The following is a 16,255-nucleotide window of genomic DNA, read 5'->3' as shown; positions in this document are numbered from 1 at the left end:
CTGTGCAGGCGGCCGGCCCGGTGCTACCGTGCTGGCATGCAGAGCGATCCGGTCCGTACCAACCCGCAGTTCTATCGAGTGATCTTCGAGAACGATCGGGTGCGGGTGCTCGAATACCTCGACCGGCCCGGCGATGAGACCACGCCCCATCGGCACCCTGACAGTGTCATGTTCACCCTGACCGCCTTCACCCGGCGGCTCGCGACCGGCGGCCGATCGGTCGACGTCGAACTGCCCGAAGGCGTCGCGCGGTGGCTCCCCGCCCAGGAACATTCCGGGGCGAACATCGGCGAGACAGCCACGCACACCATCTTCGTGGAGCTCAAAGAGCCCACCCCGATCCCGGTCACCCCCGGCCCATCCGAGCCCCTTGGCCCTGTCCCCTAAGTCGTTTCACAGTGCCGCGGGACGTGCGCCACTGCGCGGGAGTCGCAACTCGCTTGCATTGGCGCAGGTCCAGCGTGTCGCGTGGCGCGGGAGGTCTGGCCACATCCCAGGTCCCGCGCACCGGCTCGACTCCCGCGCCGACCCACACAGTCAAGCGGATGCCCGCTGCCGGAGTTCGCGCGCACCGGCGCAGGTCCCGCGCTGCGGCAAAACCCCAGCGCCGCCCGCCAGACCCAGACCCAGACCCAGCCCCAGACCTAGACGAGTGACTCGCGCCAGGCGGCGTGCATGGTCGCGAAACGGCCCGTTCCGGAGATGAGCTCATTCGGGGTGCCGTCCTCCACGATGCGGCCGTGTTCCATCACGAGCACGCGGTCGGCAATCGCGACGGTCGACAGGCGGTGCGCGATGATCACGGCCGTGCGGTCGGCGAGCAGCGTCTGCAGCGCCTCCTGCACGAGCCGTTCGCTCGGAATATCCAGCGACGACGTAGCCTCATCGAGGATGAGCACGGCCGGGTTGGCGAGAAAAGCGCGCGCAAACGAGATCAGCTGCCGTTGCCCCGCCGACACCCGCCCGCCCCGCTTGTTCACATCGGTGTCGTACCCGTTGGGCAGGCTCTCGATGAAGTCGTGGGCACCGACGGCGGCCGCGGCGGCGCGGATCTCGTGCGCCGAGGCATCCGGTTTGCCGATCGCGATGTTCTCGGCGACCGAGCCGCTGAACAGGTAGGCCTCCTGGGTGACCATGACGATCGCCCGGCGCAGGTCCTTGGGGTGCAGGTCGCGCAGATCCACCTCGTCGAGCCGCACCCGGCCGTCCGTCGGGTCGTAGAACCGGCTCATGAGCTTGGCGAGGGTGGACTTGCCGGCTCCGGTCGACCCGACCAGGGCAATGGTCTGCCCGGCCGGAATGTCGAGGTCGACGTGCGGCAGAATCTCCCGATCGGCCTGATAGGCGAACTGCACATTGTCGAAGCGCACCCGCCCGCGCGCTTCCCAGAGGTCGACCGGGGCGACCGGATCGGGCACGCCCGGGCGTTCCTCGAGCACGCCCGAGATCTTCTCAAGAGCCGCAGCGGCCGACTGGTAGGAGTTGTAGAACATCGCCATCTCCTCCATCGGATCGAAGAATCGGCGGGTGTAGAGCAGCGTTGCGAGCAGCGCGCCGATGGCGAGCTGACCGTCGGCCACCCGAAAACCGCCGACCAGCAGCACGACGGCGACCGTGACGTTGCCGATCAGCACCAGTCCGGGGTCGAACACCCCGAACAGCTGGATCACGCGGGCGTTGACCCGACGGTAGCTTTCCACGAGCGCGCCGAACACGCTCTCGTTGTGCTTCTCGGTGCGAAACGCCTTGACGGCGCGAATACCGGTCATGGTCTCGACGAAGCGCACGATGAGGCTCGCCGATGCGACCCGCGACTGCCGGAACAGGCTTTGCGACCGCACCTGGAACCAGCGGGTGAGAATGAAGAGCGGCAGCAGGGCGCCGAGCAGCACGAGTCCGCTGGTGCCGTCGAGCAGCACGAGGGCCAAAGCGGTGAACGACATGTAGAGAATGCCCTGCACGAGCTGGTTGATACCCGAGTCGAGCAGTTCCCGAATGGCGTCGAGGTCACTGGTCTGGCGGGAGATGATGCGGCCCGAGGTGTACGACTCGTGAAATTCCAGGCTGAGCTTCTGCGTGTGCAGGAACACCCGCTTGCGTAGGTCGATCAGCACGGTTTGGCTCACCCGGGCGCTCAGCACGGTATACCAGGCGATCAGCAGCGCACCCGACACCCCGGCGACGAGGTAGATCACGCCGGTCGCGGCGAGCGGCATCCAGTCTTGTTCGAGCAGGGCGGGCAGGCCGCGGTCGATGCCGAAGGCGATGAGCGCCGGGCCGGCCACCTGCGCGGCGGTCGAGACGACGACCACGAGCATGGCGAGCACGACCTTGCCGCGCACCGGCAGCAGCAGCGAGCCGAGCAGCCGCAACGAGCGCGCCCGAATCTGCTTGCTTTCGGCCTGGGTGAAATCGTGGCGTTCTTCGCCCTCGACACCGGTGACGCTCACAGTGCTTCCTCTGTTCGGATTGACTCTCGGCGTTCTTCGTCTTCCAGGCTGGAGATGACGAAGGTGTAGTGCGGGCTGGTGCGCAGCAGCTCGGAGTGCGTGCCGACGGCGGTGATGCGCCCATTTTCGAGCAGCGCCACCCGGTCGGCGAGCATGACCGTTGACGGGCGGTGCGCCACGATGAGCGCCGTGGTGTGCACGAGCACCTCGCGCAGCGCGTTCTCCACGAGCGATTCGGTGTTCACGTCGAGCGCCGACAGCGGGTCATCCAAAATGAGAACGGATGGCCGCGCGGCGACCGCTCGGGCCAGCGCGAGACGCTGCCGCTGACCGCCGGACAGACTCATCCCCTCCTCTCCGACGAGGGTATCGACGCCGAGCGGCAGGTCGTGCACGAAGCCGGCCTGCGCGATCTGCAGGGCCTGCGCGAGCGCGGCATCCGCTTCGGGGCTGGCTTCGGCCAGATCGGCGCGACCGAGCAGAACGTTGTCGCGAACGGATGCCGAGAACAGCGTTGCATCCTCGAACGCCATCGCCAGGTGGCGGCGCAGCTCCTCACGATTGAGCGCCCGCACGTCGACACCGTCGAGGGTCACCGCGCCGGCCGTCACGTCATAGAGACGGGTGGTCAGGGCCGTCAGGGTGGACTTACCCGAGCCGGTGAGGCCGACGAGCGCCATGGTCTCGCCGGGTTCGAGCACGAGGTCGATGCCGTCGAGCAGGTCGGGAAAACGCTCGGGCGAGTCCGGGTAGCGAAAGTGCACGTTGTCGAACGCGAGCCGGCCGAGCGGCGCGGTCAGCGTGGCCGGGTGGGCGGGGTCGGTGATCTCGTTCGGGGTGTCGAGAATGTCGAAGAATCGGTCGGTTGCGGTGCGCGCGTCGAAGGTCATCGACAGCAGAAACCCGATCGACTCCACCGGAAACCGCAGCACGGTCGCCGTCGCGAAGAACGCCAGCAGCTCGCCGACGCTCAGGTCGCCCTGACTGGTGAGCCAGACGCCGGTGACGAGGCAGAGCGCGAAGGCAACGTCGGGAACGAGCAGCAGCCACAGCCAGATTCCGGCGATGGCCCGCGCCTTCTCGATCTCGGTGCCGCGCAGGCTCTCCGCCTGCGAGGCGAAGTTCTTCAGCGCGAACGAGCCGCGACCGAAGGCCTTGAGCACGCGGATCCCGTGCACGGACTCCTCGACCGCGGTCGCGAGGTCGCCAGCCTGGTCCTGGCTGCGCCGGGCGATCACCGAGTACTTCTCCTCGAAGACGTAGCCGTAGATCCAGATGGGAATCGAGCAGACCACGAAGATCACGCCGAGCAGCCAGTGCATCCAGAGCAGAATGACGACACCCACGACGATGGTGAGAAAGTTGACGACGAGCAGCACGAGGCCGAACGACACCCAGCGGCGAATGAGGTTGAGGTCGCTCACGGCGCGGGAGAGCAGCTGGCCGCTCGGCCAGCGGTCATGAAAACTCACCGGCAGGTCCTGCAACCGGGCGTAGAGGTGGTTGCGCATGCGCGCCTCGATGTGGGTGCCGGGGGTGAGCACGAACCAGCGGCGCAGGGCGATCATGATCGCCTCAACGACGCCGAGGGTGAGCACGATCCACACGGCCGGCCAGATCTGGGCGGCGCTGTCGCCGCCGCCCACGCCGCTGAGCGGTCCGTCGACGAGCCAGGCCAGCACCTGCGGGATGGCCAGCGCCACGAGGCCGGCGAGCAGCGCGGCGACCATGCCGAGGTACAGGCGCGGCAGGGCCGGTTTGGCGTAGGGATAGAGCCGTTGCAGGCTGCGGAAGGTCGTGCGGCGTGCCGTCGTGCTGTCGGGGGGAGGCGTCGCGGCCGGTGGGGCGGTGGGGGTCATTGTTCCAGTCCTGATGGTGCTGCGGCTGCGCCCGCGGTTCTAGTGGTGCAGCGGATGTCTGTGGTCGCCAAGAACGCGGGCGACCAAGTGTGCGGCTGATGATCCGAATACCGGGGACGATCAGCCCAAGAGTGCGTGCCGGGGCCACGTTTTTACAGGTGGCGAGTTAGACCCACCCCGTGGTCGCGCTGGCGGATCGGTGTGCGCGAGCCGCCGTGCGGGGAACGACGAGGCTAGGCGACGCGAGTCTGGCTAACTGACACCGGGGCAAACGCGCCAAAGTGTGCTCCGTCGTTCGCAAGGGGTGCGAGTGTGATCGGTGCTGTCTTTGTCATGTCTGCCTCCTGGGCGCCTCAAGAATATGTATCAATTGCCCCCCGGATCAGGCAGCCTTTCAGACTATGGCGAAACGGGGGCAGAACACAAGTATTTTCTGCGCCGGGTGCCCCCGCTCGCGACGGCATCGCGTGCCGAACCACTCCGGGTCCCGGCCCTTCCCAGCATTACGTCCCGTAGTCTGGGTTCTGCGCCTCTGTCGGCATCGCCATGCCACGCGCTCTCGCTCTGTTGGAAGGATTCGTCATGCTGCCCACCCTGTTCGGAATCGATTTTCTCGACTCTGAGTGGCTGATCCACTCGTTTGGATCGTTTGTGCTGCTGGGCGTCGCCGCGGTCGTGTTTATCGAGACCGGGTTCATCGTGCTGTCGTTCCTGCCCGGCGATTCGCTGTTGTTCACGGTGGGTCTGCTCACCGCGACCGGCGTCGTTCCGCTGCCGATCTGGGTGACCTGCCTGGTCGTGTTCATCGCCGCCTTCGCCGGCGATCAGCTCGCCTACGTGATCGGTCGAAAAGCCGGCCCGGCCGTGTTCTCCCGGGAGAAGAACCGGTTCTTCAACCCGAAGAACGTTGAACGCACCAACGCCTTCTTCGCCAAGCACGGCGGCAAGTCCATCATCCTCGCCCGGTTCCTGCCCATTTTTCGCGCTTTCGTGCCGGTCGCCGCCGGCGTCGGCAAGATGCGCTATCGCAACTTCGTGACCTTCAACGCGATCGGTGCCTTCGCCTGGGGCGTCGGCCTCACCCTGGTCGGATTCTTCCTCGGCCAAATCGCATTCGTCGAGAAGTACTCCGAATTCTTCATCATCGGCATCATCCTGCTCTCCGGAATTCCGATTCTCACGGAGCTGACCAAGGCCGCGAGCACGACTCTCAAAGAGCGCCGCGCGGCAGCCCGCGTTCAGCCCACCATCCCGGCCGACCTGCGCGAATAGACCTCGCCCCGCCCGTGACCGCGCCCCATTTGCGTGGCCGCTACAGTAACCGGCGTAGCGGCCACCCAGAAGGGGCGCGCCCATGACCCGAAGAGGCCCGGAACGGGCTATCGGGCGGCGTTCAGGCGGGCCGCCGCGAGTCGCTCGGCGGCCGCGAGGGTCGTGATCTCGTTCGCGCGGGCATCCGCGAAGATCTGGCTGAGCACGGAACCGATGGCAGCCACGCGCGCCGAGATCTGGCCGAGGTCGGCGTTCGGCTCGCTCGCCAGGTCGAGATAGACAACACCGCCGGCGTTGACGACGAAATCCGGCGCCCAGAGGATGCCCCGCGCGTCCAGCAGCGTCGCTCCGGCAGGCGAAGCGAGCTGGTTGTTGGCGGCGCCGCAGACGCCGAGCACGTTGAGCTCCGCAATTACCTCTTTCGTCAGCACCCCGCCGAGGCCGCACGGCACGAACAGATCGGCGTGCACCCGGTGCGCGTCGGCAACCGATACCCAGCTTGCGCCGAGCGCGTCGGCCAGCGCGCGCTTGTCCGGGTTGATGTCGGTGACGGTGAGGGTGGCGCCGGCGGCGGCGAGAGCGGTCGAGAGGCGTCCGCCGACCTGGCCGAGGCCCGAGATGACCAGGTGACGCCCACGTACGTCGCGGCTGCCGAACAGGGCCTCCAGGGTGGATTCGATGCTCGCGTACACGCCGGCCGCGGTCGCCTCCGCCGGTTCGCCGACGCCGCCGATTGCGGCGGGCAGTCCGCAGACGTGACTGGTGCGTTCGGCGACGATGGCCATGAGTTCGGCGCTCGTGCCGACGTCTTCGGCGGTCATGAAGGCGCCGCCCAGGCTTTCGATGGCGTCGCCGAGGTCGAGCATCGCCAGACGCTTCAGCGCATCGGTCAGCACGGTGCCAAGCGGCAGGTAGATTACCGACTTGCCGCCGCCGCGGCGAAGCCCCGCAGCCGCGTTCTTGAGGGTCATGGCGGCGGAGAGGCGCAGCGCGTCGGCGACAGCGTCGGTCCAGTTCGCGTATTGCCAGAGGCGGGCGCCGCCGAGTGCCTGGCCGAGGCGGGTGGAGTGAACGGCCACCGTGATCATGAGTCCCGAGCGTTCTCCGGTGACGATCAGTACTTTCTCATGGGACGGCGTCGTCTGGGCGAGAGAATCGACAGCGACGGTGGGGTGCGTGAGGGTCATGGAAACTCCGTTGTTTCGGGCCTTGTGGGCCGGATGCGGCGACGCCGGTGTGTGGCACCGCCTCGAACAGGATAACCAAACCGGGTGCGCAAAAGCACCCTCGATTGAATATCGACGGTGCTTTTCGCGATCGGACTAGTGGAAGAAGTGGCGCTCTCCGGTGAAGTACATCGACACACCGGCCGCGGTCGCCGCGGCGATGACCTCGGGGTCGCGCACCGAACCGCCGGGCTGTACGACAGCGGCGATTCCGGCTTCGAGCAGCACCTCGAGGCCGTCGGCGAAGGGGAAGAACGCGTCGGACGCGGCGACCGAACCCTCGGCCCGTTCGCCGGCGCGGCTCACGGCGAGGTGGCAGGAGTCGACCCGGTTGACCTGGCCCATGCCCACCCCAACAGATGCTCCGGCGTGCGCGAGCAGAATAGCGTTCGACTTCACGGAACGGCACGACTTCCACGCGAATTCGAGGTCGGCGCGAGTGGCGGCATCCACTTCGGGGCCGGCCACGAGCGTCCAGCCGGCCGAGCTGAAGTCTTCGAAGCTGTCGGTCTCCTGCACGAGCAGGCCGCCGGAGATCTGGTGTAGTTCGAGCGAGGACCGTTCGTAATCGGCGGGCAGCTCGAGCAGGCGAATGTTCTTCTTCTTGGTAAGCAGTTCCACCGCGGCCGGCTCGAAGCCGGGGGCCACGAGCACCTCGGTGAAGATCTCACTGATGGTTTGGGCCATGTTGAACGTGACAACGCGGTTCGCGGCGATCACGCCGCCGAACGCCGAGATCGGGTCGCAGGCGTGGGCGCGCAGGTGCGCCGAGGCAATGGCATCCGGTGCGTTGGGCTTGGCGATGGCGATGCCGCAGGGGTTGGCGTGCTTCACGATGGCGACGGCCGGTTCGCTGAAGTCGAAGGCGGCGCGCACCGCGGCATCCGCGTCGACGTAGTTGTTGTACGACATGTCCTTGCCGTGCAGCTGCCGGGCCTGGGCGATGCCGCGGCCGCCCTCACCCACGTAGAGCGCTGCAGCCTGGTGCGAGTTCTCGCCGTAGCGCAGAATGGCCTCGCGGGTGACCTCGATGCCCAAGCCCTCCGGGAACGGCGACTCGTCGTCTTCCTCGTCGTCTTCGTGTTCCAGCACGTCGGCCTCGCCGAGGGCCTCGGTGTCGTCCTGCCACTGGTCGTAGACGTTTTCGGTGAACCAGGCCGACACGCTCAGGTCGTAGTCGGCGGTGTGCTCGAACGCGAGCGAGGCGAGCTTCTGGCGCAGTGTGAGGGTCGATCCGCCGGCGGTGACGGCTTCGATGATCTCGCCGTAGTTGGCCGGGTCGACGACGATGGCCACGTTGGCGTGGTTTTTAGCGGATGCCCGCACCAGCGCCGGGCCGCCGATGTCGATCTGCTCGATCACGTCGGCCGGCTCGGCGCCGCTCTCGACCGTCTCGACGAAGGGATACAGGTTGACCACGACGAGCTGGAAGGCCTTGATGCCAAGCTCGCTCAGCTGCGCTTCGTGGGCTTCCAGGCGCAGGTCGGCGAGGATGCCGGCGTGCACGCCGGGGTGCAGGGTCTTGACACGACCGTCGAGGGACTCCGGAAAACCGGTGACCGTCGAGACATCGGTCACGTCGAAGCCGGCGGCGCGAATGGTGGCCGCCGTCGATCCGGTGGAGACGATTTCGACGCTATCCGCTTTCAGCGCTGCGACGAGTTCGAGCAGGCCGGTCTTGTCGCTCACGGAGATGAGTGCGCGCTCGATGCGGATCTGGTCCCGGTCACGGTACAAGCTGGGCGCGTTGGTGTGTCCACTCATGCGTTGGAATTCTCCTTGAGGTTCATATGTCCGTTGGCGATGTCGAGCACGGCCTGGATGAGCAGTCGGCGTTCGACGATCTTGATGCGATTCTGCAGGGAAGCTTCGGTGTCATCGGGCAGAACGGCGACGCGTTCCTGCACCAGGATGGGGCCCTCGTCGACACCGTTATCGACCACGATGATGCTCGCACCGGTCTGCACAGCCCCGGCGGCGAGGGCGTCCCGCACGGCGTGTGCCCCGGGGAACTCGGGAAGGTAGGCCGGGTGCGTGTTGATCAGGTTCGGCGACAGTGCGGCGACCACGCGTGGCGGCAGCAGGCGCATCATGCCGCTGAGTACGACCAGGTCGGGCTGCCACTGCTGAATCTGCGCGAGCAGTTCGTCGCCCCACGCGGCGCGGTCGGCAAAGGACGCGAAGGGAACAGAGAAGGCGGGGATGCCGAATTCCACCCCGAGCTCGAGCCCGTCGGCATCACGGTCGGCGCCGATCGCGACTATTCGGGCCGGAAACTCGGCGTCTTCTGACGCCTCCAGCAGGGCTCGCAGATTGGATCCTCCGCCGGAGATCAACACGACAATAGACAGCACGCACTGAGCTTACCGTTTGACGGAGAGCCCCGACGGGAGTCGCACCCGGCCGGCCAGCATGCCGAGGGCCGCAGCGACACCGATTTCGGCGGCGGCGAGAGCCCCGACCAGCAACGGATCGGGCCCGACCTCGACCAGACGGCCGGGGCCCATGGCTCCGGCCGACCACCAGGCGAGCACGCCGAGCAGTGCGCCGGCGACCACTCCCATGCCGAGGCCGGTGAGCACGTGTTCAAGCGTGGTGCGTTCGGGCACACCGGGGCGGTCCAAATACTGTCGGGTGACGACCGCCACAATGAAGCCGATCAGCACCGGAACGAGCAGTCCGAGGAAGCCGTAGGCCGGGGTGCCCTGCGGCAGCGCACCGAACAGGGGCAGGCCGGGCAGGGTGCCGACGACGGTTCCGATCGGCGAGACGCTCGTTCCCACGCCGAGCGCGATGCCCGGACCGACGAACCATGCGGCGGCCCAGATGACCAGGTTGGGAATGAGGGCGAGCTGGGCGAGAGTGATGGTGGCGCCGCCGAACACGCCGGCCTGCACCGCCTCGTACAGCCCGATGATGGTCGCGTAGTTGACCGCGATGAGCGCGGCCACGGCCACGGCCGACACGATCAGCACCCCGGCGGCGGCCGCTGTTCCGCCGCGCAGAGCGGCCTCGATGATGGTGCGACTGGTCTGCGGCATCCGCTGGTACCACGAGCGGATGCGCAGGCTCACCCGATCCACAGCGTCAACGGCCCCCGCGGTCTTGCGCCGCCCCAGTTCCGCTCCCACCAGAACTCCGGCGGCATAGATGAGCGCCGGCAGCAGAACACCCTGCAGCTGGTTGGGCGCGACGGTTTGCGACACGGCCGACACGGTCACGAGCGTGGCGAGAAGGGCATAGGTGCCAACGGCAACGCCGACGCCGGTCCAGCGGTGCGGGGTTTCTGCGGCGCGCCGACCGGTGTGCACGCCCATGAGCACCGACAGCATCGCGAACCCGAGCGGTACTACCGAGATCAGAAAGGGGGTGTCTGCGCCGGCCAGGCCGAGCGCCGCGGCCACGTCGGGGCCGAGTTGCACCGTGAGGTCGACGCCATTGCCGAGCAGCCAGATATCGGCGGCAGCGCGCCAGAAGACGAACCATTCGACCGAGAGGCCGAAGTGGGCGGCCCAGAGCACGGTGAGGGGCACCATGGCGATGCCGATGCCGATGGCGACGACAAGTAGTGCCTCGAGAGCGGCGAGCAGGGCGGTCGTTATGCGGTTCATCCGTTGCGAGCCTATCTCTCCGGGCCGACATTGCCCGCCAGCCCGCGCCCACTTGCGGCACACAACCCTCCGTTCGTAACTGCGGAGATCCCCCGCGTGTGTGCCGGCGCGCGCGAACACGCGCGTGATCACGCGGCGCGCCCGGGCATCCGCTCGAAATCTCCGCAGATCTGCACGCCCGCCAGCGCCCCGCCCACACAAAAGGGGCCCGCCGATAGTCCGGCGAGCCCCTCGTTTGAGCGAATTACTGTGAAACTAATTACAGTGAAACAAATTACAGTGCGGCGAGTGCCTCGCGCAGCAGGGTTGCAGCCTCGCTCGGCGTCTTGCCGACCTTGACTCCGGCGGCCTCGAGGGCCTCCTTCTTGCCCTGGGCGGTTCCGGCTCCGTCGGAGACGATGGCGCCGGCGTGGCCCATGGTCTTACCCTCGGGGGCGGTGAAACCGGCGACGTAGCCGATGACCGGCTTCGTGACGTGCGCCTTGATGTATTCAGCGGCCTTCTCTTCAGCGTCGCCGCCGATTTCGCCGATCATGACGATGGCGAGGGTCTCCGGGTCGTTCTCGAAGGCTTCGAGCGCGTCGATGTGCGTGGTGCCGATGATGGGGTCGCCACCGATGCCGATCGCGGTGGAGAAGCCGAGGTCGCGCAGTTCGTACATCATCTGGTAGGTCAGCGTGCCCGACTTGGAGACGAGTCCGACCGGGCCCTTGACGGTGATGTTCGCCGGGGTGATGCCGACGAGTGCTTCACCGGGCGTGATGATGCCGGGGCAGTTCGGGCCGATGATGCGGGTCTTGTTGCCCTTGGCGATGGCGTAGGCCCAGAACTCGGCCGAGTCCTGCACGGGAACACCCTCGGTGATGATGACGAGCAGCGGAATCTCAGCATCGATCGCTTCGATGACGGCGTCCTTGGTGAACACCGGCGGTACGAAGATGATCGACACGTCGGCGCCGGTCTTCGCGACGGCCTCGGCGACCGTGCCGAACACGGGCAGCTCGACGCTGCCGTGCACAACGGTAGTGCCGGCCTTGCGCGCGTTGACGCCACCGACGACCTGGGTTCCGGCCTTGAGCATGAGGGCGGTGTGCTTGGTGCCCTCACCTCCGGTGATGCCCTGAACGATGACCTTGGAGTCTTTGTTGAGGAAGATTGACATGCTTGGTTGTCCCTTACTTCGCTGCGTGGGCGAGCTCGGCGGCCTTGGCGGCGCCCTCGTCCATGGTGGCGGCCAGTGTTACGAGCGGGTGGTTCGCCTCGGCGAGGATGCGGCGACCCTCCTCGACGTTGTTGCCGTCGAGGCGCACCACGAGCGGCTTGTTGGCGCTGGCACCGAGCTCGGCGAGCGCGCCGACGATGCCCTTGGCGACGGCGTCACACGCGGTGATGCCACCGAAGACGTTGACGAACACGCTCTTGACCTGCGGGTCGCCGAGGATGACGTCGAGGCCGGCGGCCATGACCTCAGCGGATGCTCCGCCCCCGATGTCGAGGAAGTTGGCCGGCTTGACGCTGCCGAAGTTCTCACCGGCGTAGGCGACGACGTCGAGGGTGCTCATGACGAGCCCTGCGCCGTTACCGATGATGCCGACTTCACCGTCGAGCTTGACGTAGTTGAGGCCGGCGGCCTTGGCCTTGGCTTCGAGCGGGTCAGCCGCAGCGGCGTCCTCGAGGAGGGCGTGCTTGGGGTGACGGAAGTCGGCGTTCTCATCGATCGTGACCTTGCCGTCGAGGGCGATGATGTCGCCCTCTTCGGTCAGCACGAGCGGGTTGACCTCGACCAGGGTTGCGTCTTCACCCTTGAATACGTTGTACAGCTTGACGAAGACCGGGGCGACCTTGTCGACGAGCTCGGCCGGGAACTTGGCGTCGATCGCGATCTGCTTCGCCACGGCGAGATCGATGCCGACGGTCGGGTCGACTGCTGTGTAGGCGAGCGCTTCGGGCTTCTCGACGGCGAGAACTTCGATCTCTACGCCACCCTCGTAGCTGGCGAGCGACAGGTAGGAGCGGTTGGACCGGTCCAGCAGCACGGAGAAGTAGAACTCCTGCTTGATGCGGGCGCCGCCCGCCACCATGACGCGGTGAACGGTGTGACCCTTGATGTCCAGGCCCAGAATGCCCTGGCCTGCGGCCTCAGCGTCATCCGGAGTCTTGGCTACCTTGACGCCGCCGGCCTTGCCGCGGCCGCCAACCTTGACCTGCGCCTTGACCACGACAACACCACCGAGCTTCTCGGCTGCTGCACGTACTTCGGCGGGGGTGTCCGCGATGATGCCCGGCAGAACCGGCACACCATATTCCTCAAAGAGGTCTCTCGCTTGGTACTCGTAAAGATCCACGCTGCTCTTCCAATCCGCGTCTTGGCGATCACACCGCCGGTGAAGATATATGAGGTTGTTGGTAACAGCAGTCGTTGTCGTAAATTAGCTCGACATCAAGACATACCGGCCCTGGGAAACTCTATCGCGTGAATCATGCGTCATGGCGCACCCCGATGCCGCATCGACCGGTGCAAAAACGGGCGGAAGGCTAGCCACACCTTGCTGGACGACTCCGGCACCGAGTGCTTATCGTAGGACCATGACTGATCTTGTCCAAGCGGTTGAACCGCACGCCGCCGGCCTCGCCTCCCGCCTGAACTGGCTGCGCGCCGGTGTTCTGGGCGCGAACGACGGAATCGTCTCCGTCGCCGCCCTCGTCGTGGGTGTTGCCGCCGCCACGACAAACTCCCACGTCATCCTCATCGCCGGCGTGGCGAGCCTGCTTGCCGGCGCGATCTCGATGGCCCTCGGCGAATACGTGTCGGTGAGCAGCCAGCGCGACTCCGAACGTGCCCTGATCGCCAAGGAAACCTGGGAACTCGAGAACGAGCCCGACGAGGAACTCGCCGAACTGGCCGGATTCTACGAAGCCAAGGGGCTCTCCAGCCAGACCGCCCAGCAGGTGGCGATCGAGCTCACCCGGCATGACGCCCTCGCCGCCCACCTCGAAGTTGAACTGCACATCACCGAGCAGGACGTGTCGAACCCGTGGCACGCGGCCTACGCATCCGCTATCGCTTTCACCGTTGGCGCCGCACTCCCCCTGCTCGCCGTGCTGCTGCCGCCGGCCGAGTACCGCATCGGTGCCACCTTCGTCGCTGTACTGATCGCGCTCGTCGTCACCGGCTGGCTGAGCGCCCACCTCGGCAGCAGCCCCAAGCCGCGGGCCATCGCCCGCATCGTCATCGGCGGCATCCTCGCCCTCGCGGTCACGTACGTGATCGGCGCCCTCATCGGCGGCAACATCTAGTCGAGCCGGCTCACAGACAACACCGGGTTACGCCCCGGCCGCGTGGCTAGGCTGAAAATATGGCATCACTGCACATCAAAGCTGGCCCCATTCCTCGATCGTCAATCATCACGGCGGGCGTGCTCGACGCGGTACTCGTGCTCGCGTTCGCAGCCATCGGTCGGTTGAGCCACAAAGAGAGCCTGGCCGGCCTCGGCGTCACCTACTGGCCGTTTCTGGGCGGGCTGATCATCGGCTGGCTGCTGCTGCGCGCCTGGCGTCACCCCCACAACATCGTCTGGACCGGCCTCGCGATCTGGATCGTGACCGTGGCCGGCGGCCTGTTGCTGCGCCTGGCCAGCGGCCAGGGCGTTCAGCTCAGTTTCGCGATCGTGACGACCATCGTGCTCGGCGTGTTCCTGCTCGGCTGGCGCGCCATCGCCGCACTCGTGCAGCGCGCCTCTCGCCAGCGCATGCCGACCCACTCCTAGTCTGTCGGCCGCACCGGTCCTAGCCGGCGGCGATTGCGTCAAAGAGCAGGTAGACGCCGAACAGGCTGGCCGCCATCAGAGCGGCCAGCGCGAGCGCCACTGCCCGGTCTGGCCAGCGGCGACCTCCGCCGAGAGCCAGGAGCAGGCCCAGGGCGCTCTCGCCCCACCACTGCGGGCCGCCGATCAGCAGCGCGCCGTAGAACGCCTCGCCGAGGACGAGCCCGCTCATCACGGCCAAACCCAATCGGTGCGCGAGCGGCTGCCGTCGGCCGGCCAGGTCACCCGCCAGCCCACACAGCGCGCCGGCGCCGATGGCGACGATCCCCCACAGCACGAGCACGCGGGGTGGCTGCGACTCCGGGCCGAGTACGGCCCAGGTTACGACCATCGCCGCCAGCGCGGTCACGCCAAGCAGGATCGCGCGCGACCCGCGGGTTCGGGTCAGCGCTGCAACGGTGAACGGAAGCAGGCCCCACAGCGCGCTGGTGTTGGCGAGCGTGGTCCACGGCTCCGGCAGCACTGCATACAGCGCGCGGGCCAGCAGCCCGGTCGCGATCCCGGCGCCGACCGCCACGAGCAGACTGCGGGCGAGCGTCGCTGGCCGACGCATCCGTTCGTCGGTCAGGGTCATGCTGCGAGCCTAGGGTGTTGTACGCCGCCTCCTGGGCGGGCGGGCGGCGCCGGGCGCAGGCTTGCTCTCCGGGCGCACGTTTGATCATGCGCCCAGCGAGCCAACCTGCGCCCCGCTGCTACTGCCTAGGCGAGCACCTTGAGGCCGGTGTTCCAGTTGTACGAGGCGTGTGCCGGGTTGACCTGCAGGGTCATGATGAGCAGCTGGAAGCCCTCGAGCTCGCGGGCGCGACGCAGCGGGCCGACATCGATGGGGTTGAGTCCGGCGTCGGTGACGAACGACTCGACGGCGGCTTTGGCCGTGTCGGAGTCACTCGCGACGAACACGTCGAGCGGCTGGCCGGAGACCGACCCGGTGACGAGCGTGCCGGCGAAGGTCGTGTTGAAGGCCTTAACGATGTTGACGCCGTCAGCGGCGAGCTTGGCGAGCTCTTCGGCCGCTGAGGTGCCGGGGGCGACGGTCAGGGAGTCGAAGGTCGTGAAGTCGACCGGGTTGGTGATGTCGATCACGGTCTTGCCGGCGAGTGCGGCGCCGTAGCCGGTCACGAGGGCGCGAGCCGCGTCGTAGGGAACGGCGAGCACGACGATGTCGCCGTCGACGGCAGCGAAGTCGACCGGGCCGCTGGTAACGGATGCCCCGAGTTCGGCAGCGAGCGCCGCCGCCTTGGCCAGGTCCTGTCCGAGAATCTGCACGCTGCGGCCGGCCGCCACTGCACGGGTTCCGATGCCGCGAGCCATGTTGCCGCTGCCGATGATAACGATGTCAGTCATGAGAATTCTCTTTCTATTGGGGGGAGAGGCCTGTTGGTCGTGTTCACGATGTGGATGTTACTTACTTGAAGCAACAACTAAAACCTAGGGCTTTTTAGTTGAAACGTCAAGTCAACTGGTAGATTGTCTGTTATGACTTCCCCTCCCCAACGCACCTCGGAGCCGCGCTGGCTCACCGAGGACGAGCGCATCGCCTGGCTGCGCCTGATGGCGGTCACGATGCTGCTCCCGGCCCGCCTGGAGTCCGAGCTGAAACGTGACGCCGGCCTCAGCCACTTCGAGTACTACGTGCTCGCCATGATCTCCGAGAACGACGAACACTCGTTGCCGCTCAGTGAACTCGCCTCACGCACCAACTCCTCCCTCTCCCGGCTCTCGCACGTGCTCACCCGCTTGGAAACGCAGGGCTACCTCACCCGCTGTGCCTCGCAAGCGGATGCCCGCGCCTCCCTGGCCCGCCTCACCGAAACGGGCTGGCAGAAGGTCGTCGCCAGCGCTCCCGGCCACGTCGATGAGGTGCGCACCGTGGTGTTCGACCCGCTCACCGCCCGCCAGGTCGGCCAGCTCAGCGAGATCTGCGGTCGACTGCTCGGCACCCTCGACCCCGACCACCGCCTGCTCGACCACGACTGACCAAGCACGACCGGTCAGCCACGACCGAACAGCTGA

General features: G+C 67.0%; 15 protein-coding genes. 5 read left to right on the top strand and 10 right to left on the bottom strand.

What is annotated here, in order from left to right; all coding sequences use genetic code 11:
• The first annotated feature begins 36 nt into the window (after window positions 1–36).
• On the top strand, window positions 37–387 hold the full coding sequence (locus BMW72_RS03765; RefSeq protein WP_092107389.1) for a cupin domain-containing protein: 351 nt from the start codon (window positions 37–39) through the stop codon (window positions 385–387).
• A 257-nt stretch (window positions 388–644) separates the two neighbouring features.
• Here the strand turns inward: BMW72_RS03765 and BMW72_RS03760 are convergent, their stop codons facing one another.
• Window positions 645–2,450: an ABC transporter ATP-binding protein gene (locus BMW72_RS03760; RefSeq protein WP_092107387.1), complete on the bottom strand. Its 1,806-nt coding sequence runs from the start codon at window positions 2,448–2,450 to the stop codon at window positions 645–647.
• Window positions 2,447–4,309, bottom strand: a complete 1,863-nt coding sequence (locus BMW72_RS03755; protein ID WP_092107385.1) for an ABC transporter ATP-binding protein — start codon at window positions 4,307–4,309, stop codon at window positions 2,447–2,449. Before BMW72_RS03755 ends, BMW72_RS03760 begins: the two co-directional genes overlap by 4 nt.
• Window positions 4,310–4,855: 546 nt before the next feature.
• On the opposite strand from BMW72_RS03755, the gene BMW72_RS03750 reads away from it, so the two are divergent.
• Complete coding sequence (locus tag BMW72_RS03750) at window positions 4,856–5,581, top strand: DedA family protein (protein WP_092107383.1); 726 nt, start codon at window positions 4,856–4,858, stop codon at window positions 5,579–5,581.
• A 107-nt stretch (window positions 5,582–5,688) separates the two neighbouring features.
• Here the strand turns inward: BMW72_RS03750 and BMW72_RS03745 are convergent, their stop codons facing one another.
• From BMW72_RS03745 to sucC, 6 genes are all read right to left on the bottom strand, one after another.
• Window positions 5,689–6,768 carry a Glu/Leu/Phe/Val dehydrogenase dimerization domain-containing protein gene (locus tag BMW72_RS03745; protein WP_092107381.1) on the bottom strand — a complete coding sequence of 360 codons (1,080 nt, stop codon included), beginning with the start codon at window positions 6,766–6,768 and terminating at the stop codon, window positions 5,689–5,691.
• 135 nt (window positions 6,769–6,903) lie between these two features.
• Window positions 6,904–8,571: a bifunctional phosphoribosylaminoimidazolecarboxamide formyltransferase/IMP cyclohydrolase gene (gene purH, locus BMW72_RS03740; protein WP_092107379.1), complete on the bottom strand. Its 1,668-nt coding sequence runs from the start codon at window positions 8,569–8,571 to the stop codon at window positions 6,904–6,906.
• A complete protein-coding gene (gene purN / locus BMW72_RS03735; protein WP_092107377.1) occupies window positions 8,568–9,161 on the bottom strand; it encodes a phosphoribosylglycinamide formyltransferase in 594 nt (197 codons plus the stop codon). The genes purH and purN overlap by 4 nt, the downstream gene beginning before the upstream one ends.
• A gap of 9 nt (window positions 9,162–9,170) precedes the next feature.
• Window positions 9,171–10,418 (bottom strand): cell division protein PerM, encoded by a 1,248-nt coding sequence (locus BMW72_RS03730; RefSeq protein ID WP_092107375.1) that lies wholly within the window; start codon window positions 10,416–10,418, stop codon window positions 9,171–9,173.
• A gap of 274 nt (window positions 10,419–10,692) precedes the next feature.
• A complete protein-coding gene (gene sucD / locus BMW72_RS03725) occupies window positions 10,693–11,580 on the bottom strand; it encodes a succinate--CoA ligase subunit alpha (RefSeq protein WP_092107373.1) in 888 nt (295 codons plus the stop codon).
• A gap of 13 nt (window positions 11,581–11,593) precedes the next feature.
• On the bottom strand, window positions 11,594–12,763 hold the full coding sequence (gene sucC / locus BMW72_RS03720; protein WP_092107371.1) for an ADP-forming succinate--CoA ligase subunit beta: 1,170 nt from the start codon (window positions 12,761–12,763) through the stop codon (window positions 11,594–11,596).
• A 241-nt stretch (window positions 12,764–13,004) separates the two neighbouring features.
• Here sucC and BMW72_RS03715 point away from each other — a divergent pair, with 241 nt between their 5' ends.
• Entirely contained in the window at window positions 13,005–13,715 is a 711-nt protein-coding gene (locus BMW72_RS03715) for a VIT1/CCC1 transporter family protein (RefSeq protein ID WP_092107369.1), read from the top strand.
• Window positions 13,716–13,774: 59 nt separating this feature from the next.
• Window positions 13,775–14,185, top strand: coding sequence for a DUF3054 domain-containing protein (locus tag BMW72_RS03710; RefSeq protein WP_092107367.1), 411 nt, complete (start codon window positions 13,775–13,777; stop codon window positions 14,183–14,185).
• A 19-nt stretch (window positions 14,186–14,204) separates the two neighbouring features.
• Here BMW72_RS03710 and BMW72_RS03705 read toward each other — a convergent pair whose 3' ends face one another.
• Together BMW72_RS03705 and BMW72_RS03700 are read right to left on the bottom strand one after the other, a co-directional pair.
• A complete protein-coding gene (locus BMW72_RS03705; RefSeq protein ID WP_092107365.1) occupies window positions 14,205–14,816 on the bottom strand; it encodes a DUF6518 family protein in 612 nt (203 codons plus the stop codon).
• A gap of 125 nt (window positions 14,817–14,941) precedes the next feature.
• Window positions 14,942–15,586 (bottom strand): NADPH-dependent F420 reductase, encoded by a 645-nt coding sequence (locus tag BMW72_RS03700; RefSeq protein WP_092107363.1) that lies wholly within the window; start codon window positions 15,584–15,586, stop codon window positions 14,942–14,944.
• Window positions 15,587–15,718: 132 nt separating this feature from the next.
• On the opposite strand from BMW72_RS03700, the gene BMW72_RS03695 reads away from it, so the two are divergent.
• The gene (locus BMW72_RS03695) at window positions 15,719–16,219 is read left to right on the top strand and encodes a MarR family winged helix-turn-helix transcriptional regulator (protein WP_092107361.1); all 501 of its coding nucleotides are present in this window, start codon (window positions 15,719–15,721) and stop codon (window positions 16,217–16,219) included.
• The last annotated feature ends 36 nt before the right edge of the window (window positions 16,220–16,255 follow it).

This window comes from Cryobacterium luteum (assembly GCF_900110125.1).
GTDB lineage: Bacteria > Actinomycetota > Actinomycetes > Actinomycetales > Microbacteriaceae > Cryobacterium > Cryobacterium luteum.
The sequence above is the reverse complement of the archived record's forward strand: the minus strand, read 5'-3'. Positions and strand labels throughout refer to the sequence as shown.